The 21,626-nt window shown below is 55.7% G+C and carries 16 protein-coding genes; 10 read left to right on the top strand and 6 right to left on the bottom strand.

The features are described from left to right. The first annotated feature begins 22 nt into the window (after positions 1 to 22). Entirely contained in the window at positions 23 to 2,452 is a 2,430-nt protein-coding gene (locus ACYVHX_RS18015; RefSeq protein WP_460673063.1) for a beta-N-acetylhexosaminidase family protein, read from the top strand. A gap of 137 nt (positions 2,453 to 2,589) precedes the next feature. Beyond that, positions 2,590 to 4,047, top strand: a complete 1,458-nt coding sequence (locus ACYVHX_RS18010) for an APC family permease (protein WP_460673062.1) — start codon at positions 2,590 to 2,592, stop codon at positions 4,045 to 4,047. 75 nt (positions 4,048 to 4,122) lie between these two features. Here the strand turns inward: ACYVHX_RS18010 and ACYVHX_RS18005 are convergent, their stop codons facing one another. From ACYVHX_RS18005 to ACYVHX_RS17995, 3 genes are read right to left on the bottom strand one after another with little or no spacing between them, the layout of a single operon-like run. Next, complete coding sequence (locus ACYVHX_RS18005; protein WP_460673061.1) at positions 4,123 to 5,103, bottom strand: Gfo/Idh/MocA family protein; 981 nt, start codon at positions 5,101 to 5,103, stop codon at positions 4,123 to 4,125. A 28-nt stretch (positions 5,104 to 5,131) separates the two neighbouring features. Beyond that, entirely contained in the window at positions 5,132 to 7,276 is a 2,145-nt protein-coding gene (locus ACYVHX_RS18000) for a hypothetical protein (RefSeq protein WP_460673060.1), read from the bottom strand. A 6-nt stretch (positions 7,277 to 7,282) separates the two neighbouring features. Further along, positions 7,283 to 8,104 (bottom strand): HpcH/HpaI aldolase family protein, encoded by an 822-nt coding sequence (locus tag ACYVHX_RS17995; RefSeq protein ID WP_460673200.1) that lies wholly within the window; start codon positions 8,102 to 8,104, stop codon positions 7,283 to 7,285. A gap of 214 nt (positions 8,105 to 8,318) precedes the next feature. On the opposite strand from ACYVHX_RS17995, the gene ACYVHX_RS17990 reads away from it, so the two are divergent. The 5 genes from ACYVHX_RS17990 to ACYVHX_RS17970 all read left to right on the top strand — a co-directional run bounded on the left by ACYVHX_RS17990 (position 8,319) and on the right by ACYVHX_RS17970 (position 14,457). After that, positions 8,319 to 9,029: an orotidine 5'-phosphate decarboxylase / HUMPS family protein gene (locus tag ACYVHX_RS17990; protein WP_460673059.1), complete on the top strand. Its 711-nt coding sequence runs from the start codon at positions 8,319 to 8,321 to the stop codon at positions 9,027 to 9,029. Positions 9,030 to 9,083: 54 nt separating this feature from the next. Then, positions 9,084 to 10,109, top strand: coding sequence for a zinc-binding dehydrogenase (locus ACYVHX_RS17985; protein WP_460673058.1), 1,026 nt, complete (start codon positions 9,084 to 9,086; stop codon positions 10,107 to 10,109). 102 nt (positions 10,110 to 10,211) lie between these two features. Next, positions 10,212 to 10,988, top strand: a complete 777-nt coding sequence (locus tag ACYVHX_RS17980) for an SDR family NAD(P)-dependent oxidoreductase (RefSeq protein ID WP_460673057.1) — start codon at positions 10,212 to 10,214, stop codon at positions 10,986 to 10,988. Positions 10,989 to 11,144: 156 nt separating this feature from the next. Beyond that, positions 11,145 to 12,041: a sugar phosphate isomerase/epimerase family protein gene (locus ACYVHX_RS17975; protein ID WP_460673056.1), complete on the top strand. Its 897-nt coding sequence runs from the start codon at positions 11,145 to 11,147 to the stop codon at positions 12,039 to 12,041. Positions 12,042 to 12,114: 73 nt separating this feature from the next. Next, positions 12,115 to 14,457, top strand: a complete 2,343-nt coding sequence (locus tag ACYVHX_RS17970; RefSeq protein ID WP_460673055.1) for a right-handed parallel beta-helix repeat-containing protein — start codon at positions 12,115 to 12,117, stop codon at positions 14,455 to 14,457. 152 nt (positions 14,458 to 14,609) lie between these two features. Here the strand turns inward: ACYVHX_RS17970 and queG are convergent, their stop codons facing one another. Next, on the bottom strand, positions 14,610 to 15,554 hold the full coding sequence (gene queG / locus ACYVHX_RS17965; protein WP_460673054.1) for a tRNA epoxyqueuosine(34) reductase QueG: 945 nt from the start codon (positions 15,552 to 15,554) through the stop codon (positions 14,610 to 14,612). A gap of 219 nt (positions 15,555 to 15,773) precedes the next feature. On the opposite strand from queG, the gene ACYVHX_RS17960 reads away from it, so the two are divergent. Beyond that, positions 15,774 to 16,376 carry a nucleotide exchange factor GrpE gene (locus ACYVHX_RS17960; RefSeq protein WP_460673053.1) on the top strand — a complete coding sequence of 201 codons (603 nt, stop codon included), beginning with the start codon at positions 15,774 to 15,776 and terminating at the stop codon, positions 16,374 to 16,376. Positions 16,377 to 16,468: 92 nt separating this feature from the next. Further along, complete coding sequence (gene dnaJ / locus ACYVHX_RS17955; protein ID WP_460673052.1) at positions 16,469 to 17,611, top strand: molecular chaperone DnaJ; 1,143 nt, start codon at positions 16,469 to 16,471, stop codon at positions 17,609 to 17,611. Between the two features lie 55 nt (positions 17,612 to 17,666). Here dnaJ and ACYVHX_RS17950 read toward each other — a convergent pair whose 3' ends face one another. Together ACYVHX_RS17950 and ACYVHX_RS17945 are read right to left on the bottom strand one after the other, a co-directional pair. Next, complete coding sequence (locus ACYVHX_RS17950) at positions 17,667 to 17,948, bottom strand: hypothetical protein (RefSeq protein WP_460673051.1); 282 nt, start codon at positions 17,946 to 17,948, stop codon at positions 17,667 to 17,669. 64 nt (positions 17,949 to 18,012) lie between these two features. Next, a complete protein-coding gene (locus ACYVHX_RS17945; RefSeq protein ID WP_460673199.1) occupies positions 18,013 to 20,985 on the bottom strand; it encodes a glycosyltransferase family 117 protein in 2,973 nt (990 codons plus the stop codon). 331 nt (positions 20,986 to 21,316) lie between these two features. Between ACYVHX_RS17945 and ACYVHX_RS17940 the strand changes: the two genes are divergently transcribed. Continuing rightward, positions 21,317 to 21,601 carry a hypothetical protein gene (locus tag ACYVHX_RS17940; RefSeq protein ID WP_460673050.1) on the top strand — a complete coding sequence of 95 codons (285 nt, stop codon included), beginning with the start codon at positions 21,317 to 21,319 and terminating at the stop codon, positions 21,599 to 21,601. Positions 21,602 to 21,626 lie beyond the last annotated feature (25 nt).

Here is a 21,626-nt window from a genome sequence, read left to right as displayed (position 1 = left end):
ACCCTAACCCTTAAAACGTTTCATGCATCGCTTTTCCCCAATTCGCTTCTGGCTGGTCAGCTTTTTTGTACTGACCGCCATCCCGGTTTTTTGCAATTCGATTGACTTATCCAACGCGCAACTCTATTGCCCGGTAAAAGACAAAGCCATTCTCCGCCGGAGTCTGGAAATTCTACAGCAGGAAGTCGCCAAACGGACGCAAATCCGGCTGCCCATCGCTAAAAAAGTCCCAACGTCCCGGCAGGCGCTCATCGGTCTGGTGCTGGAAACCGATCTGGCCGCGTTTCCGGAAAAAACCCGGGCGGCCCTGGGCGCCCTGCCCGCCATCCAGCAAGAGGGGTATAAAATCTGGGTGCAGGAAGGCGAAAACACGGTTTTAATTGTCGGAAAAGACGCGCGGGGTCTGCTGTACGGCGTCGGACATTTCTTGCGTAAAGCCGAGATGCGGCCCGGCAAAATCCAGCTTTCCGACCAGGCTACGGTTTCGACCAGTCCGCGCTATCCGATTCGCGGTCACCAGCTGGGCTACCGGCCCAAAACCAACGCCTACGACGCTTTTTCGGTAGCGCAGTTTGACCAATACATCCGGGATCTGGCGCTGTTTGGTGCCAACAGCATCGAAATTTTACCGCCCCGAACGGACGATGATGCGACGAGTCGGCACATGAAACTGCCGGCCATTCAGATGATTCGGGAGCAGTCCCGGATTTGTCAGGAATACGGCCTGGACGTCTGGATGTGGTACCCGAACCTGGGCAAGAACTACGAGCATCCGGATTCGGTTCAGAACGAACTAAAGGAACGTCAGACGGTTTTTGCCACCGTTCCGAAGCTGGACAACGTGTTTGTACCGGCCGGTGACCCCGGCGAGCTCGAACCCGATGTGCTGTTTGCGTGGCTCGAAAAAGAAGCGCAGGTGTTGCAGAAATACCACCCAAAAGCCAAAATATGGGTTTCTCCGCAGGTTTTCCGGCCCACGCAAGCCTGGTTTGACGCATTTTACAAACACGTCAACAAGGCTTATCCGTGGTTTGGCGGGGTGGTTTTCGGGCCGTGGGTGAAAATGCCCGTGCAGGAAATCCGGAAGGTGGTCAATCCGTCGATTCCCATCCGGCATTATCCCGACATCACGCACAACTACAGTTCGCAGTACCCGGTTCCGCACTGGGATCTGGCCTGGTCGATGACCTGCGGCCGCGAAAGCATCAATCCGCGCCCGCACGACGAAAAGACGATTCACAATGCGCTCGACGAGTACGGGGTGGGCAGCATCAGTTACTCGGAAGGCACGAATGATGACCTCAACAAATTCATCTGGAGCGATCAGGACTGGAATCCCGAAAAACCGGTGATCGAAACCCTGCGCGACTACGTCCGGCTGTTCGTTGGTCCCGACTATACCGAACTAATGGCGCGGGCCCTGGTGTCGCTCGAAGACAACTGGCGCGGCCCGATGCTGACCAACTCCGTCATTTCCCAGACCCTGCGGCAGTGGCAGGCGCTGGAAAAACAGGCTTCGCAGAACGTGCTGCAAAACCCGCGTTTTCAGATGGGCCTGATTCGGGCCTACTTCGATGCCTACACCCAACGCCGGTTTCTGTACGAAACCGAACTGGAACAGCAGGCCCGCGACCGGTTGGCAACGGCCGAAAAAACCGGGTCGCTGGCGGCAATCGGGGAAGCGAAAACCGTTCTGGAAAAAGCCTGGAAGCAGCCCCTCTGGCCGGAATACCGGACCAAGTGTTTTGCCCTCGCCGACTCGCTGTACAAATCGATTGGCGCCCAGTTGACCATTGAAAAACACGGGGCAATGTCGGGCCGGGGCAATTTTATCGATAACATCGCCATCCCGCTCAACGATTCGCCCTGGCTGTGGGACCAGCTCACCCGCACCGAAAAGCTAGGCGACGAAAAGGATCGACTCCAGAAAATCACCGCCATCCTGAACCGCACCGATCCCGGCCCCGGCGGCTTTTACGATCACTTCGGCGCACCGGAAAGCTGGCACCGGGTGGTTTCGGGCCTGAGCTGGGAAAAAGACCCCGGCAGTTTGCAATCCCCCCGCGTCAGTTTTGGGGTCGGGCTGGTGGGCGTCGAATGGGTGGACGAAATCAAAGCCACCGGTTTTAAAGGACAGATTACACCCCGCGTCTGGATGAAACAGGCCAAGACGTTGTATGAGCAGCCGCTGAAAATTGCGTACGACGAACTTGATCCGGCGGCTTCCTACCGGATGCGGATTGCCTACACCGGCCGGTTTCGCTCCCGCATGAAACTCAGCACCGACGACGGTTCCGTCATTCACGATTTTATCCAGACCGGCGAACAACCGCTCTACGAATTCGACGTTCCCCAGGCGGCTTTATCAGACGGAAAAGTGACGTTCATCTGGACGTGCGGAGAGGGCGAGCGTGGCTCCCAGGTTACCGAAATCTGGCTCATCCGGAAGTAAGTCTCTACACGGGTCAGGTTTTGAAAACCTGACCCGTGTATTTTGGCGCTTCCATCAGCCAGCGGTTCTCAAAACCTGACCGGTATTTTCGACAAAAACCGTAAATTGGAAACCGTAAACCAAAATCCGAAAACCGCATGGACCCCACTACCAACAAAAGCAGGATCGACGCTTCGATGAATCATCAGGAAGCCGCCGACTCGGCCAGCATGAAACGAGAGGTTAAGTTGGTGGACGCTACCCTGCTGGTGGTGGGCAGCATGATCGGTTCGGGAATCTTCATCGTCAGCGCCGACATCATCCGGAACGTCGGTTCGTCGGGCTGGCTGCTCATGGTCTGGGTCATCACCGGAATCATGACGCTGACGGCGGCCCTGAGTTACGGTGAGTTAAGCGGGATGTATCCGAAAGCGGGCGGGCAATATGTCTACCTGAAAGAAGCGTATAACCCGCTCATTGCTTTTTTGTACGGCTGGAGCCTGTTTGCGGTGATTCAAACCGGCACCATTGCCGCGGTGGGGGTGGCTTTCGCCAAATTTACGGCTTATTTTATTCCGCAGGTGAGCGAAGATCTGGTCCTGTTCAGCGTCGGTTCGTTCAAACTGTCGCCCGCCCAGTTGCTGTCCATCGTGCTGATTATTTTCCTGACGTACATCAACACCAAAGGCGTTAAAGGCGGAAAATTGCTGCAAACCGTCATCACCACGGCCAAGTTGCTGAGTTTATTCGGCCTGATCGTCTGCGGTCTTTTTATGATGAAACCAGACATCTGGCAGGCCAACTGGACCAACGCCTGGAGCCTGCAAAAACTCCTGCCCGACGGAACGTTCGAATCCTACACGATGGCGGCTGCCCTGGGGGCGATTGCGGCCGCGATGGTCGGCTCCATTTTTTCCAGCGATGCCTGGAACAGCGTCACGTTCATCGCCGGTGAAATCGTTAATCCGAAACGCAACATTGGGCTAAGCCTGTTTCTCGGTACGCTGATCGTGACGGTTATTTACGTGATGGCCAACGTGATGTATATTTCCGTGCTGCCCCTGACCGAGATTGCCACCGCCGACAAAGACCGCGTGGCCGTGGCGGCTGCCCAATCCATTTTTGGTCCGATCGGCACGGCGCTCATCGCCTTCATGATCATGGTTTCGACTTTCGGCTGCAACAACGGCCTGATTCTGGCCGGGGCGCGGGTGTATTACACGATGGCGAAAGACGGTTTATTTTTCAAACGCACGGGGCAGCTGAACCAGCATGCGGTGCCGGAATTCGCGCTCTGGATTCAGTGCGCGATGGCGTCGGTGCTCTGCCTGAGCGGTCGCTACGGCGATTTGCTGGATATGATTTCGTTCGTAGTAGTCCTCTTCTACGTGCTGACCATCGCCGGAATTTTCATCCTTCGCGCCAAAAAACCCGACCTGGAACGGCCTTACAAGGCGTTTGGCTACCCGTTCCTGCCGGCGCTGTACATCCTGATGGGCCTGAGTTTCTGCGTGCTGCTGATCATCTACAAACCCAATTTCACCTGGCCGGGGCTGATCGTCGTCCTGGTCGGTTTGCCGCTGTATTTCCTGTCGAAGGGCCGGAAGGTGGAGTAAATTAGAAGCTGTTACACAGGGTAAATCAGAGAATAGCAAAGTTAATCAGGGAAGTCTCTGTGTAACAAAACAACCTCATTTCCCCGTTATCCAGTCCATGATCAGATTCGAGCGCGCGCCGGTTTCGCCCGTGCTCGGCGACTGGCCTTCGCCCCGCAACTCCTTCACAATTTCCTCGATGATCGGTTGCTGAACGTGTTGCGGATACGGAATATGGAAAACGTCGGTTCCGGCTGCGGTTTCCACTTTGATGTCGAACTTCTCGAAGAACGAAAAAGTAATTTTTCCCCCGGAGCCCATGAGGTACGCTTCGTCAATGCGCTGCTCCTTGTTGACGGTATAGCACCAGCTGCCGAGGCCCAGCACCCCGGATTCGAACTCGAAACTGGCCACGACAATATCGTCGGCTTCGTACAAACCGGCCTGATTGCGGGCAAAACCGTTGGCGGTTTTGATGGGTCCGAGGGCAAATTCCAGGAAATCGAACTGATGTGCGGCCAGATCGTGAAAATGCCCACCGCCGGAAATTTCCGGAAACACCCGCCAGCGCGGTTTGGCCTCCTCACCCACTTCCTCGGCGTAGGGCTGGTAGTGCAGGTGAATATCGACAAACCGGATGTCGCCAATGGCTTTCTGATCAATCAACTCTTTCACTTTCAGAAAGTAATCGAGTGACCGGCGGTAGTAGGCCACGAACAACGGCACCCCGGTTTCGCGACTGACCTGATTCATGGCTTCACACTCGGCGGCATTCCGGGCCATCGGTTTTTCAACGTAGACCGGTTTTCCCAGGCGCAGCGCCCGAATCGCGTAGTCGGTATGAGAACCGGGGGGCGTGGCGATGTACACGGCATTGACCTCGGGATCATTGATCAGGGCATCGGCATCGTCGTACCATTTGGGCACGCCGTGCCGGCGCGCGTAATCGGCGGCCAGTTCGCCATCCCGACGCATGACGGCCACCAGGCTTGAATTTGGAACGTTGTTGAAAGCCGGGCCGCTTTTGACTTCGGTTACATTTCCGCAACCGATGATTCCCCATCTGATCTGATCCATGCTACTTTAAGTACCAAAAACGCCAATTCTACTTATGGCGGGCATTTTTCAGGTTCGGATGGGCGCGCCAACTGGCTTCCGGACCGAACCGGGTGTGGTACGTCACCTTGTCCAGTTTGTCGTAGGAAGGGTACTGGTAGGTCCAGCGATTGGTCATCAGAAAAACCGGGATGGCAATCAGAAAAGTCCCGATGGCCCACCCCCAGACTCGATTGTAATGTGCGGTATAGGATTTCGGCGGCAGAATCCGGATGGTTTCTTTCTCGAAGGGAGCCAGCAGCACCAGCGCCGTCGCCACGATGGTATTTACGGTGATGACCCACTCCGTCAGCAGGCGTTGCGGAGCCCAGCCCACCAGCGCCCGCTCAAAATTGCCGATCACCATGACCCACAGCAGAATCAAAAACACCAGTTGTCCTTTGCCCAGGCCGGTTTTCGGAACAATCGCCAAAGGCTCCTGCCAGTGCCGCCGGATCACCGCGACGGCCATGATCAGCAACAGCACCCAGGTTACATTAAACCAGCCGCCCGGACTCAGGTGAAAATAATCAACGTTTGGCAGCCGACCCAGATACGGCACATCCCAGACCGCCGAAACGGTTTGGGGGCTGCCATCGGGCAGGGTCAACACCTGCGTCCACACGTCCGGATCGAGTTGCTTGCCCCATTCTTCGACGTTTTTCACCAGATTGACGTAGGGAATTCCGAGCAGAACAAAAACCGCAGCCACGCCGGACGTCCACCGGCTTTGGCGGGCTTCGGTGTTTTTCGGAGCCGGGTGCACCGGTATCCGGATGGCCAGATAAGAAAGAATAACCGCCATCGCCATTCCGTTGACAAAACCGTATCCCTGCTCCATAAAGCTGTGCCAGTTTTGCTGTTGCCAGTTGGCCCAGTCTTCCGTGATGCGTTTGAACGACTCACTTTCCGGCAACATTCCCCGGTTTTTCAGGATCGTCGGATTGCCCGGCGCCATCAGCAGTTGCCTCAGCCACTGAACGCCCGAAAATCCCAAACCGCCAATCGTTCCGCTCATCACGGCCACCACGGCCACCGGCAGCAGGCCGTTCCGCCGGACCCACAGCATGAAGCCCATGAAAACGCCCAGGACGCCGGCCCAGTCGTCGCTGCGCGGGGGCGTCATCCGGATACCGCCCGAATCGGCCAGCAACAAACTTCCCAAAACCGGGAAAGCCAGAAACGCGAGCAGCCAGCCCGCAGCCATATAAACAATCAGGGAGGAACCATTGCGGAATTTGCCGAAGCGAATGAAATAAACCGTCAGGCCAACCAGCAGCCCGATTACCCAACCAACATGTTCCGGATAATCGCCAAACCACTGCGGCCAGTTATTCAGGAAGTTCGCCGGATCGAAAGCCGGTTTTCCCGTGGCGGGATCCAGGTACGTGGGATCGCCCAGCGGATAGGTCAGGGCCGACGAAAGGCCCGCTTCCAGCCCGGTTTTTCGCAGCGCCCCCTGCACCAGACCGCCCAAAACCGCCCCCGCCCCGCCAAAAACCGGCAGCCACCAGCTATTGCGCTGTTTGCGTTCCGCCAGATCGTAGGCGCTGACGCCCAGCAACGCGAAAAAAGCCGCCAGGTAATCGGAGTCGAACCAATACAACGGACTTTTGTGCCGCAACCACGTTCGGTCGAACGGCATACCCGACTGGAGTGCATTCGCCAGGTTATTTTCCACCAGATCCTGCACAAACCAGGCCCCCAGCACGAACAGAATGGGCCTGAACAGGCGAACCAGCCGGTCGTGTTCGGCAATGGCGGCCAGGGCCGTTCCGCCCGCCCCGAGACCCGCCCACAAAAAACCGGTAAAAAACAGGGCCGCATACCCGAACCCCTGCGAGAGCGCATGTCCGCTTTGGGTGTAGGCGATCACCTGCATGTAGGAGATCGACGCGCCAAAACCCCAGCCGATGGCCCCGAAAAAAGCGAAATACAACACCCGCTGCCGCCAGTCGTCGCGGCCCGACAACAGCGCCCCGGTAATGGCGGCCAGACAGCCTGCAAAGGCAGCGCCGTACTCGTGTCCAAAATTACCCCGAATTCCCCAGCCGATCGACAGCGACAGCCCAACCAGCAGAAACGTACTCAGCCGGCGACTCGGTGAATGAGTGGTTTCGGCAATGGTCTGTTTCGGAATATCGGTACCAATCATGCAGCCTTAAATAATGAGCGAAGCGTTGTCGTCCGTTTGCTGATCCCCGACGGCTTTTTTAATACTGCCAATATCGTGCCGCAACCGCTGACCGAAAAGGGCCACATCGAAACTGTGCACCACAATGTTGATGCCTTCCTTCATCCAGTAAATCTGACGCTCCGGCGACAGCGAAAAATGGATGCCGATGGACAGGCCCTTGCGCCGGGTCGTGTGAATGATCTGACGGACAGCCGCTTCGAAATCCGGATGGTCGTACTGCTCCGGTATGCCCATGCTAACCGACAAATCGTGCGGACCGATAAAAACCGCATCGAGCCCGGGCACCGACAGCAGAGCGTCCAGCCGTTCCAGCGCCGGAACACTTTCGATGTTGGCAATGCAGATATTCCCGGCATTATGGGTTTCCAGGTACTGCCGCAGGTCGTCGGGCATCTGCTCTTCTCCGCTCAGAAACCGGTTCAGGCGCTCGCCCTTCAGGGGCCGGTATTTGGTCGCCCCCACCAGATCGACGATCTGATCGACGGATTCGAGGTAAGGCGCAATGACGCCCACCGCCCCCGCATCGATTACCTGACAGGCCAAAAACGGATCGGGTTTCGGAATCCGGACCACGGGCGTGATGCCGTAGGCGCGAAAAATCTGGCACAAGCGGGCCAGTTCGGCGCGATCGAGCGGAATGTGTTCGGTGTCTAAAAAAACAAAGTCAAGACCCGCCCGCTGCAGGGTGACCGGCCACATCGGCGCCGTCGAGGTAATGCAGGTCCCGTATACGTTCTGTCCGTTTTTTAATTTTTGGAGTAAGGTGCTATCCGCAGCAAGGCCCATCTTTTTCATTTTCGTTAGGTTTGTAAGCGCACACGTCGAACGGCTCACTTTTAATAGTACTATCCGATCTCCAATTCCGACTAGTTAAAAAATGATTTTTTAAAGAATAATGGTCTTTTTCGGGGCGAAATGAGTAGTGAAAGAGAGTAAAATGCTATTGATACGTAAAGTCCGTTTACCTTTTCATTGATCAAATCCAACAATCCAAGCCTTAATGAAACCCATCGTCCAGATTTCCCTTGACCTCACCAACATTGATGAAGCCCTTGAAACGGCTGCGCTGGCCATGCGGGCCGGCGTCGACTGGCTCGAAGCGGGCACTCCGCTGATTCTGGCCGAAGGCCTGCACGGCGTTCGCAAATTGCGCGAAGCGTTTCCGGGTGTTCCGATTGTCGCCGACCTGAAAACCATGGACGGTGGTTACCTCGAAGCCGAAATGATGGCCAAAGCCGGCGCTACGCACGTCGTGGTCATGGCACGGGCGCACGCCGAAACCATCAAGTGTGTGGTGAAAGCCGGGCGCGATTTTGGCGCGAAAGTGATGGGCGACAACATGGTTTGCCCCGATATGGTGGAGGGCGCCAAATGGCTTGAAGACCTGGGCTGCGACTACGTGATTCACCACATTGGGTACGACGAACGCCGGGGCATTGCCGCCCAGGGCCACCGGATGCCCAATCCGCTCGATCAATTGCGCGAAGTGGTTCAGGCCGTCAAAATACCGGTTCAGGCCGTCGGCGGTTTGTCGCTCGAACAGGCCATTCGCTGCCCGGAATATGGCGCTCCGCTGGTGGTGCTCGGCGCTCCGCTGACCATCGACGCCGATGCCTTCAAAACCGCCGACGGGGATCTGGAAAGCTCGCTCCGGCTGATCTGCGAAAAAATTCACGCCTACGGCGATGTGGCCGTCGGAAACCACCAGTAGACGTAACCCGAAAAACCGGCTTTGCTCTGACCGGCCTTAACCCATACAAAATCAATGAAATCTGCTGCTGTTGTTAATTTTGCCCCCGAGAAAGGCTCGGTGGAAATCCGGGAAATCCCGAAACCGACCATTGGAGAAGACGATGTGTTGCTGGAAGTCGCCAACGTTGGCGTCTGCGGCAGTGATTTACACCAGTGGACGGCCGATCATAGCTGGCCGGTCAATTATCCCGTCGTGCTCGGCCACGAATTTGGGGGGCACATCGTCGAGCTGGGCAGCCGGGTAGCGGGCTGGAAAGAAGGGGATCGCGTCGTGAGCGAAACCGCAGCCGTCATCGACCCGAATAACCCCATGTCGCGGCAGGGCCTCTACAACCTCGATCCGACCCGCAAAGGATTTGGCTACGGCGTTAACGGGGCCATGACCAAATACGTCCGCGTACCGATGCGGTGTTTGCACCGGGTGCCGGACGAACTGGCCTTTGAGCAGGCCTGCCTGACCGAACCCTGTTGCGTGGCCTACAACTCCGTGGTTGAAAATTCGCGGATCAAACCGGGCGATCGCGTCATCGTACTCGGGCCCGGCACCATCGGCATACTGTGCGCGGCCATGGCGCGGCTTTGTGGCGCTGAAGTGGCCGTGGTCGGTCTGGAAGCCGACCGCCATCGGCTGGCCATTGCCCAGCAGTACGGCTGCGAAGCCATCATTGGCGATGCGACCGAATGGGCCAAGAAACGCGACGGCCTGGGGGCCGATTGCATCATCGATGCCGCCGGAGCCAGCATCACCCTGAAAATTGCCCTGCAACTGGTCCGGCCCAACGGCCACATCACCAAAGTGGGCTGGGGACCGCAGCCACTCGGTTTTTCGCTGGACGCACTGGTCCAGAAAAACGTGACCCTGCAAGGTAGTTTCAGCCACAACTGGCCCATCTGGGAACGGGTGCTGGCGTTACTGGCCAGCGGTCATCTCGACGTAAAACCGATCATCGGGGGCGTCTGGCCCGTCACGGAATGGCACGAAGCGTTCGAAAAAATGCACCACGGCGACGTGATCAAAAGTGTACTGAAACCGGTATAGATTCGAAGCGGGACCAGCGAGCTGAGAAACGGGCCAAAAAAGAGATCATCCCTTTTTGTCTTTTGTCTCAGTTCGCTGGTCTGCCCCTCCCCTTACTCATAAATGCGTCTAGATCAAAAAGTTATCATTGTTACCGGCAGTTGCACCGGGATCGGCAAGGCCATTGCGAAACGCTGCGTTGCGGAAGGAGCCCGGGTCGTAATTCACGGATTGGAACCGGACCTGGGGCAGGAAGTGGTGCGCGAACTGGGCGCAGAAAGGGCCGTGCTACACATCGAAGATCTGGCTCAGGAAGGCGTTGCCCAGCGACTGGTTGATCTGGCGGTTACTACTTTCGGCCAGCTCAACGCGATTGTGAACAACGCGGCCATTGTGGCTTCCTCCAACTTGCACACCACTGATCTGACGTTTTTCCGGCGGATGCTCGAAGTCAACACCCTCGCTCCGTTTGCCCTGATCAAAGCCGCCCTGCCGCAATTGAAACAAAACAAAGGCTGTGTGCTGAACATTGGCTCGGTCAACGGCTGGAGCGGAGAACCGGATTTGCTGGCCTACAGCGTGTCGAAGGGGGCGCTCATCACCCTGACCCGCAACCTTGGCGACACGCTCCACCGGGAAGAAGGCGTTCGGGTCAACCAGATTAATCCGGGCTGGGTGCTGACCGAAAACGAAGCCCGGCGCAAACACGAACAAGGGCTGCCGGTCGATTGGTACAAGGACGTCTCCCCGGCTTTTGCGCCTTCCGGCCGGATTTTGTGGCCCGCCGAAATTGCCGCGGCCGCCGTCTACTGGCTCGCCGATGAAAGTGGCCCGATTAGCGGTCAGATTGTGGACCTTGAACAGCACCCGTTTATGGGCCGGAATCCACCGAAAAATTAACGGGTTTTCGGTTTACGGTTTTCAGTTTGCGGTAGCTGGAACCTTCAGCGTTCACCATTCGCGATTCATTATTCGCTATTCAAGGCGTGCTGATCAGCCCCCGAAAACCGTATCCCGAAAACCGCCTAACTCCCTCACGCTAAACCAAACCCACGAATGCCCCAATTAGCAGCTTTCCCCAAAGCGTTTATGCAGGCCCTCTGCAAAGATGGCACCATGACGGTTTCCGAATGGATTGAACTCGCCGTCAAGCTCGACATCGACGGGCTGGAATGGTACGCCGGTTTTCTGGAAATGGCCGACGAAGCCAACTGGTCCCGGTTTCGGCAGCAGGTCGAATCGCACGGCAAAGTGATTCCGATGATGTGCTGTTCGCCGGATTTCACGCACCCCGATGCGGCTTTTCGCGCCAACGAAATTGCGAAACAGAAACGCTGGATCGACATGACCTACGCCCTGGGCGGGTCGTACTGCCGCGTGTTGTCGGGCCAGCGCCGACCCGAACTGTCCATCGACGAGGGCGTCAGGCTGGCGGCCGAATCCATCGAAGCGTGTCTGCCCTACGCCCGCGAACACGGCATCACGCTCATCATCGAAAACCATTACAAGGACGATTTCTGGGAATACCCGGAATTTGCGCAGAAAATGGACGTGTTCTGCCAGTTGGTCGATGCCATTCACGATCCGAATTTTGGCGTTAACTACGACCCGAGCAACACCTTCCTGGCCGGTGAAGAACCGCTGGATTTGCTCCGGCGGGTGGCCGACCGCGTGGTGACCATGCACGCCAGCGACCGGTTTCTGCTTTCGGGAACAATTGAGGATTTGCGCCGGGAAGAAGGCGGTGCCGTTGGGTACGCCAAACGCCTGAGTCACGGCGAAATCGGGAAAGGCCTCAACGACTACGACGCCATTTTTACCATCCTGAAAGGCGTGGGCTTCGACGGCTGGATCAGCATTGAGGACGGGGTGGATGGCATGGCGCAACTGGAACGCAGCGTGGCGTTTCTCCGGCGAAAAATGGCGCAATACTGGCCGGAAACTACGGCTTGATTTTTTTGTAACTTACGAGTACGACCGGGGCGGAAACGGTTCTGCCCCGATTTCAGGTTGAACCCGTCACGCGATGAAACTAAACGGATTGGTGTTGCTCGTCATCTTCGCGGCTTTCCGCGTTCAGGCTCAAACCCGGTTTTACATCGCCCCCAACGGAAAAGACACCAATCCCGGCACCATGGCCCTGCCGTTGGCCAGCCTCAGTAAAGCCGTCGAAAAGGTCAAAACCGCCCCGCAAAAAACCGCACAGATTCTCCTGCGGACAGGCACCTATTACCTGCCCGAAACCGTGTCGATCACCCCGGACAAAACCGGCGAAAAACCCCTGCTCATCAGTCCTTTCCCGAATGAAAGCGTAACCCTCAGTGGTGGCCGGAAGCTGGCCCTGCGCTGGCAGAAAACCCGCAACGGAATCTGGACGGCCCTCGTCGATGGTCCGCCGTTTGAACAGGTATTCCTGAACGGCAAAAAACAGATTCTGGCGCGGTATCCGAATTTTGATGCCAACGCCCGCGTCTTCAACGGCACCGCAGCCGACGCCCTGAGCGAAGCGCGGATCAGCCGGTGGCAAAATCCGGAGGGCGGTTATATTCATGCGCTGCATCAGGGCGAATGGGGGGACTTTCACTTCCGAATTACGGGCAAATCGGGTGCTCAGCTTCAACAGGAAGGCGGCTGGCAGAACAACCGCCCGGCCCCCATGCACCCGACAGAGCGGTTTGTTGAGAACATTGCTGAAGAACTGGACGCGCCCGGCGAATGGTTTTACGACAAAACCGCCCGGATTCTGTCGCTGATTCCGCCGAAAGGAACCGATCCGCAAACCGCCACCGTTGAAGTTTCCAACCTGAAATCGGTGCTGGAGCTGAAGGGCTCGGCAGCCACCCCCCTGCAACAAGTCACCCTGCGCGGCATTCGGTTTGTTCAGGCCGAACGCACGTTCATGGAGCCGTATGAGCCGCTTCTGCGCAGCGACTGGATGCTGTATCGGGGCGCAGCGGTCTATCTGGAATCTACCGAAAGCTGCCGAATCGAAGGTTGTGAATTTACGGATTTGGGCGGCAACGCGGTGATGCTGAGTCGTTACAACCGAAAATTGGTAGTCGAAGGATGCCATTTTCACGCCATCGGTGCCAGCGCCATCAGTTTTGTGGGCGATTCGTCGGCGGTGCGTTCACCCGCGTTTCGGTACGAACAATTTGTGCCTTACGGGCAGATGGACCTGAAACCGGGTCCGAAAAACAACCGCTATCCGGCGGAATGCGTGGCTGCCAACAACCTCATTCACCACATTGGGCAAGTGGAAAAACAGTCGGGGGGCGTCGAAATTGCACTGGCTGCGGGCATTGTTGTTCGGCATAACACGATTTACGCGGTGCCGAGGGCCGGAATCAACATTGGCGACGGCACCTGGGGCGGGCATTTGCTGGAGTTCAACGATGTGTTCGACACGGTGCTGGAAACCGGCGATCACGGCGCGTTTAATTCCTGGGGTCGCGACCGGTTCTGGCATCCCAACCGCAGGACGATGGACAGCCTGGTGGCAGTTCATCCCGAACTGATTTCGCTGGACGCGCAGCAGACGACCGTGATTCGCAACAACCGGTTTCGCTGCGACCACGGCTGGGACATTGACTTGGACGACGGCAGCAGCAATTACCACATCTACAACAATGTGCTGCTCAACGGCGGGCTGAAGTTCCGGGAAGGCTTTCACCGGATCGCCGAAAACAACATCTTGATTAACAACTCGTTTCATCCCCACGTCTGGTTCAAAAACAGCGGAGACGTGTTCCGCAAAAACATTGTCATGCGGCCCTACGCCCCCATCGGCATCACGGACTGGGGCCAGGAAATGGATCACAATCTTTTTCTGGACCAAACCGCCCGGCAAGCCGCCCAAAAGAACGGTACGGACGGCCACAGCCAGTTTGGCAACCCGGTTTTTGTTCAACCGGAACGGGGAGATTACCGGGTGAAGGCCGGCAGTCCGGCGTTAAAAACCGGTTTTCAAAATTTTCCCATGCACGAATTTGGAGTTCAGAAACCTGCCTTGCGTGCCATGGCCCGTTCGCCCAAACTACCGACGCTGCTCGACGCCCGCTTTGAAGAATCCGTGCAGGAACTGATCTGGCTGGGGGCTTCCATCCGCAACGTACGCGGCCTGGGTGACCGCTCGGCCTTTGGTTTACCGGATGAAAAAGGCATCATTGTAGTAGACATACCGCCCGGAAGTCCGCTGGAAAAAGCCGGACTAAAAACCGGCGACGTAATCCGAACGGCCAGTCAGGAAGAAGCGCCCAACGTCGGTCGGCTGGTGGCGATTCAGCAGCAGGTCAACTGGACGGGGCAATTAGGCGTTACCGTCATCCGAAACCAGCAAACCGTGGCGCTATCCCTGCCCCTAAAGTAACCCGCCCCCCAACCCCTGAAGGGGTTGACCGTCTATAACCCCGGATGCAATCCGGGGAGGGAGACGAACGCAACCCCTCCGCGGTTGACTGTGGATCGCTCCGTGGGGCATCAGGGTGTGGACATCTCGCCAGCTCCGGCTTGCATCCAGGGTCATGCAGGATCACCCCATTTCGGGGTTGTAGGCAGCTCGCTTTCCATTTTCACAAACGAGATATTGCGTTTCAACCCTTCCAGCTTCGTTCGTTTGACGGCCGACCGGCGGAAGATTTCCCCAAAAATATCCTGCGTGATTTCTTCCCAATCGGATTTGGTCAGTTCGGCCAGCGCCGGGTTGGGATCGAAAGCGGGCGTCTGGTGAGGGCGCGAAAACCGGTTCCAGGGACACACATCCTGGCAGATGTCACAGCCGAAAATCCAGTTGTCAAACTTGCCTTTCACCTCATCCGGAATGGCATCTTTGAGTTCAATGGTAAAATACGAGATGCATTTACTGCCGTCTACCACGTACGGTTCGGTAATGGCGTCGGTCGGGCAGGCATCGACGCAGCGGGTGCAGGTGCCGCAGTAGTCGGCCACCGGGCCGTCGGGTTCCAGCTCCAGATCCAGAATCAGTTCGCCGATGAAAACAAAACTGCCCATCTCGCGGGTGATCAGGTTGGTGTGTTTACCCACCCAGCCCAAACCGCTGCGTTTCGCCCAGGCTTTGTCCATAACGGGAGCCGAATCCACAAAAACCCGTCCGCCCACCTCGCCGATTTCCTCGTAAATGAAGGCCAGCAGGTCCTTCAGTTTGTCCTTGATGACAAAATGGTAATCCGTTCCGTACGCATACTTGGAGATTTTGTAACCGTTTTCTTCCTGCGCCACGGTTTTTTCGGGGTAATAATTCAGCAAAACCGTCACCACGGACTTGGCCCCATCGACCAGCAGACGGGGATCAAGTCGTTTGTCGAAATGGTTGGCCATATACCCCATCTGCCCGTGCCGGTTTTGGTTGAGCCACGCTTCCAGCCGGGGCGCTTCCTCTTCCAGAAAGTCGGCCCGGGAAACCCCGCAGAAATCGAAGCCCAGGGCTGCGGCTCTGGACTTGATCATTTGGGTGCGTTTTTGAATTTTTTCAAGCATCGCCTTCAGTTAGCCACGTTCCATTCCTGACGATAACCCGAACGCAGGCTGTCACGTTCAGCGTTTTAGGTCAAAGGTAAGCGGCCGGTTTTTCGAATAAAAATGTCATCTTGTCAGTATTCTGAAAATTGGCAACTAATTTGCAACTTTTAAAGCACTATGTGGTGGCGAAGAAATACAACCAAGCGTATGGAAAATAAAGAATCTTTGAACAACGAAGAACCGGAAACTACACAACAACCTGACAATACCGTCAACGAGTCCCCTTCGGATCAGGCGGTTCAACCTGACAATACGTCGGAAGAAACCGTAAATGAGCCGGCCGGAGAACCGGACGCCCTGTCTGAATTTGACAAAGTAACCGTCGAACTTTACGATCTGAAAGATAAATACCTGCGGTTATACGCCGATTTTGAAAACTTCCGCCGGCGCACGGCCAAAGAAAAAATTGACTTAATCTCGAACGCCAACGAAGGCCTGCTGGTGGCTTTGCTGCCCGTGCTCGACGATTTTGAGCGGGCGCTGAAATCGGCGGAAACCACCTCGGATGTCGATGCGCTGAAAGAAGGCGTTAAGCTGATTTTCAATAAATTTTATAAGATTCTGGAAGCCAAAGGCGTCAAGTCGATGGAGTCGGTCGGCCAGGTTTTTAACCCGGATTTGCACGAGGCCATTACGCAATTTCCCGCCCCCAGCGACGATTTGAAGGGAAAAGTGATTGACGAAACGGAGAAAGGGTACCTCCTGAATGACAAAGTGATCCGGTTTGCGAAAGTAATTCTGGGCTCCTGAACGAAACCGATATGATACGATGACCGGACTGAATGGGCTGCGCGGTACCGAAGGCAGCCTATTCAGTTTCATCGTTTTTAACGAACGACTACATGGCTACGAAACGAGATTATTATGAAGTATTAGGGGTAGGAAAAACCGCTTCACCGGAAGACGTCAAGAAAGCTTACCGGAAGATGGCGATCAAGTATCACCCCGACAAAAACCCGGATGACCCCACCGCCGAGGACAAATTCAAAGAAGCCGCCGAAGCCTACGACGTGTTGAGCGATCCCCAGAAAAAGGCGCGCTACGACCAGTTTGGCCACGCAGGCATGAACGGCGCGGGCGGAGGTGCCCAGTCGATGGACGATATTTTCTCCCAATTTGGCGACATTTTCGGCGATGACAGCCCGTTCGGCAGTTTCTTCGGCCGGGGTGGTCAGCAGCAGGGCCGGCGCGTCCGGCGGGGCTCGGACCTGCGCATCAAATTAAAGCTGAATCTGCAGGAGATTGCCAACGGGGTTGAAAAAAAGATTAAAGTAAAGCGGCACGTTTCCTGTACGACCTGTGGCGGCAACGGATCCAAAAACGGGACGGCGGTCACCACCTGTACGAGTTGCAACGGTTCCGGTCAGGTTCGGAAAGTGGTCAATACGATGCTGGGCCAGATGGTTTCGACCAGTACCTGCCCGTCCTGTAACGGCGAAGGGAAAATGGTCACCGAACGCTGTGACACCTGTTTCGGCGAAGGCCGTCTGTTGCAGGAAGACGTGATTCCAATTAAAATTCCGGCGGGAGTTGCCGAAGGCATTCAGCTCTCGGTGACCGGCAAAGGCAACGTTCCGCCCCGCGGTGGGGTAGCGGGCGATCTGCTGATCGTGGTGGAAGAAGAGGAAGATGACAACCTGAAACGCGACGGCAACAACGTGGTGTTCGATCTGCACGTCAACTTTGTTGATGCGGCTTTAGGAACGTCGGTTGAAGTGCCCACCATCGACGGCCGGGCGCGCATTACCCTCGAACCGGGCACGCAGGGCGGCAAAATCCTCCGGCTGAAAGGCAAGGGAATCAAGGAACTGAACGGCTACGGCCGGGGTGATCAACTCATTCACATCAACATCTGGACGCCTAAAAACCTGAGTTCGGACGAACGCAGCACGCTGGAGCGGTTGCGGAATTCCCCGAATTTTCAGCCCAAACCGGGTAAGAATGAAAAAGGCTTTTTCGACAAAATGAAGGACTTTTTCCACTGATCCCGTTTAGATAGCGACTAACAACAAAGCCCGGCCAGATGGCCGGGCTTTGTTGTTAGTCGCTATTTTTCCGTTTCGTCGAATCTGCGGGGGCCGGTTTTTCCAGGGGTAGCTGATACGAGCGCATGTGCGAAGCCGAATTCGGGATCGGAACAACCGCACGCTCATCGTGCCTGTGAACCGGCATGTTCGGGCGGGTGGACGGTTTTGCGTTGGGCATCACCTCCACTTCGTTCTTCTTCTGCACACCCGGAAGTTCGGGCAGATTTTTCGGAATACGCAGGCTGTCAGCCGCAACATTCACACTGAGCACCGCACAACACAGCAACGTGATCATACGCTTAAATGGTTGATGGTTCGTCACTTCCGGCGGCTAAAAAAACCGCCGGAAATTTCTAGGCTTAACCCAGGGCGTTCAAATGTTTCTGGAAGATGGCATCGTATTTCTTCGCCAGATTTTCCTGCTTCGTTTCGCGGAACGCATTCACGATGGTTTGCAGGTTATACAAATCAAAGTTGGCGTCATTGCTGCCTCCACCGGTTTTTTTGATGTAGGTCAGGCTTTGGTCGGCCCGCGCAGCCACCACATCGGCAATTTCCTGGGCGGTTTTCACATCACCAATTTCCAGCAGAATCCGGATGTAATTGGTCGAAATCTGGTCGTACGGAATGCTTTTGTCCGGAATCACTTTCAACGATTGCTGGATCACTTCTTTAGCCTGCGCGTTTTTGCCTTCGCGCATCAGTTGATCCGCCAGCCGCAGGAACGCAATCCGGGCCGAAATAACCGGCGAACCCCGGTACGTATCATCGTAGTACGAATCCGGGTTGTTCATTTCCCGCCAGAAGGTTTTCTTCATCATGGTGTTGTACATTACCTCCGAATTCACAAAACCGTCGGACGCACCCGGCACCTGCAACGGCATCAGACGATACGCATAGCCTTCCAGTTGCATGTGATCTTTCAGGTTCAGGTAATTCGATTGGCCCAGCGTCGTGGAGAAATACACCGGCCGTTTCCAGTTGTTGCTGGCGATAATATCCAGCATCACCAGATCCGGTTTGTAGATATCCTGCTTGCCATAATTCCAGACCAGCGTGTCTTTCAGCATCGGTAAAAATTTCGCCGGCACAAACCCTAGTTTCTGCACTTCGGCTTTGTTAACAGGCAGGAAAAACGTCTGCGAGGGCAGAATATTCGTCATTTCGCCGGTGGTCAGGGGCACCTGAATGGCCGCGTTGTTCTGTTTTACCAGGCCGATGTATTCTTTCAGATTGATGCCGTTTTTCACCGCCGGAACTTCGTAGAACGGAATCACGTCGTTCTTCCCTTTGTTGAACTGGGCAAATTCAAGCGAGATCGGCAGGGCCTCCGATTCGTAGGTTTTGCGTTTCATCTGCTGAATGTACCATTCCGTACCCAGCAAACTCAGATTACAAACCCGCACGTCGGTCCGGAAGCCTTCCACTTCCTGGGCATACCACAGCGGGAACGTATCGTTGTCGCCACCCACAAACAGAATGGCGTTCGGAGCGCAGGAGTTCAGGAGGTTTTTGGCAAAATCGACGGAATGATAGCGGTTGGAACGGTCGTGGTTATCCCAGCTTTTGGCCCCCATCATCACCGGCACGAGCAGACACAAGCCCACAACCAGACCCGTACGCATTTTGTCGCTTTTCAGATACGCCGACAAACCGTCCACCAGCGCAATGACCCCCAGACCCACCCAGATGGCAAAGAAATAAAACGAACCCACGTAGATATAATCCCGTTCGCGCGGTTCGGAGGGGGGCGAGTTCAGGAAGATTTGCAGGGCAATACCGGTAAAGAAGAACAGCATCCCGACAATCAACAGATCTTTCGGCCGCCGGAAATACTGAATCACCAGGCCGAACAAGCCGAGCAGGAACGGCAGCATGTAGAAATTATCACGGGCTTTGTTGTTCTTGATCAGGTCAGGAACACCGTCGTCGCCCGACCAGGGCAGCAGATAACCCGAGCCCTCCTGATCGCCCGCGCGACCGGCAAAATTCCACATCAGATACCGCCAGTACATGTGGCCCAGCTGGTACTGGAAAAAGAATTGCAGATTGTCCCCCATCGTCACTTTTCGCGTGGGTTGCCCCTGCTGGTCGAGCGGAATGTTCAGCATGTTGGAATACAACTGCGGGTGGCCCGGCTGATTGCTGTAAATCCGCGGAAACAGCATCTGCTTGTCGCTGTCGTAGATGTATTCGGGCATGTGATCGAACACCACGTACTTGCCATCGCGCTTTTCGTACTGCGGAGCGCCTTTTTTCTGATCAACAGGGCGCGAAAAGAACAACGGCCCGTAGCTCAGCGACCGGCTGCCGTATTGTTCGCGCTTGAGATACGACACGAAATTGACGACATCGCTCGGGTTGTTTTCGTTAATCGGTGTGTTGAAATCCGACCGGATCAGGACCTGAATGTAGGAAGCGTAACCGATCAGAACGAAAGCCAGCCCCAGCAGGGCGGTGTTCAAAACCGGGCGGTTTTTCCGTGACGACCAGATGATTCCGTAAACGAGCGCTCCGATGAAGAGGGCGGCAAACACGTAAATACCGGTGGTGTAGGGCAAGCCGAAGGTGTTCACAAAAAACCGCTCAACGGCGAAAGCAGCCGTCGGCAAACCGGGGATGATTCCGGAGTTGATGATGCCCAGAATCACCATCCCGACGAGGAAGGAAATAAAACCGCCCCGAAAGTTCGGTTTCTGATTTTTCTTGAAGTAATAAATCAGCGCCATCGCGGGCAGCGTTACCAGGTTCAGCAAGTGAACCCCGATGGAGAGACCCGTCAGGTAAGCAATGAAGATCAGCCAGCGGTTGGCCGCGGCTTCGTCTTCGATCAATTCCCAGCGAAAAGCGGCCCAAACGACGATGGCTGTAAAGAAAGACGACATCCCGTATACTTCGGCTTCAACCGCCGAGAACCAGAACGTATCCGAAAAGGTGTAGGTTAACGCGCCGACGGCTCCGGCGCCAACCACCGCCCAGATTTCGGATTGGGTCAGGTCGCCAAATTGTTTGCCAATCAGCTTGCGGCCCAGCATCGTGATGGTCCAGAACAGGAACAGGATGGAAAACGCACTCGCCAGCACCGACATCATGTTGATCCAGTAGGCAACCTGCGTTACATCGCCAAAAGCCAGTAAGGAAAAAAGGCGGCCCGTCAGCAAAAAAAACGGCGCCCCCGGCGGGTGCGGCACCTGAAGCTTGTAGGCACAGGCAATAAACTCACCACAATCCCAGAAACTGGCCGTCCGTTCGACCGTCGTGGTGTAGGTGAACAGCGCCACGGCAAACAGCAACCAGCCGACAATATTATTTAAGCGATTATACGAGAGCATGGATGAGGACGAGGGTGCCTCGGAAATAACATTAGATTCGGTTCCTTTGATGGTTTGCATGGGGTAACAGCCTTAGCCGAACGGATATTTCAGCAAAATTAACAAAATAAACCCCGCTTGACGCCCATTCAGAGCGTTAAAGTTTGTTAAAGCGGATTCCGGCGGCCCGTCGCCACTTATTTCCGGTTCCCGCAACTTATGCACCGAAAACCGCCAGTTGTTGATTGGGTCTGGCAAAACCCGGTCAAAATCCGGTATTTCATTGCGTTATTCCACACCAGGAACCGCCGTTAATCATCCTGTAATTGTCAACTCAACAACCCATATCCAGATGAAATCTCTATTCAGAATCGGTATCGCCATTGACTGCATGGCTGTTCTGTACGGTATTTACGATGCGTTAGCGAGTACTTTTCTGTGGCCGGAATTGTATGCGGGGAAAGGTTTGCTGGCCATTGCGCTCTGTGGAACGCTGGTTGCCCTGGCGATTTACATCAAAACACGGGATCGGTTATCCCTAAATGCCGTCACCGCCCGGCTTCCGGCCTTCCCGCTTTTGGGATTTGGCCTGATGATGCTCCTGATTGCCGCGTCGAATCGGCTGAGTACGAAGTAGGTGAAGTAAAAAATGTTTCGCAGCG

The sequence above is a fragment of the Larkinella ripae genome (genome assembly GCF_054780775.1).
The sequence above is the reverse complement of the archived record's forward strand: the minus strand, read 5'-3'. Positions and strand labels throughout refer to the sequence as shown.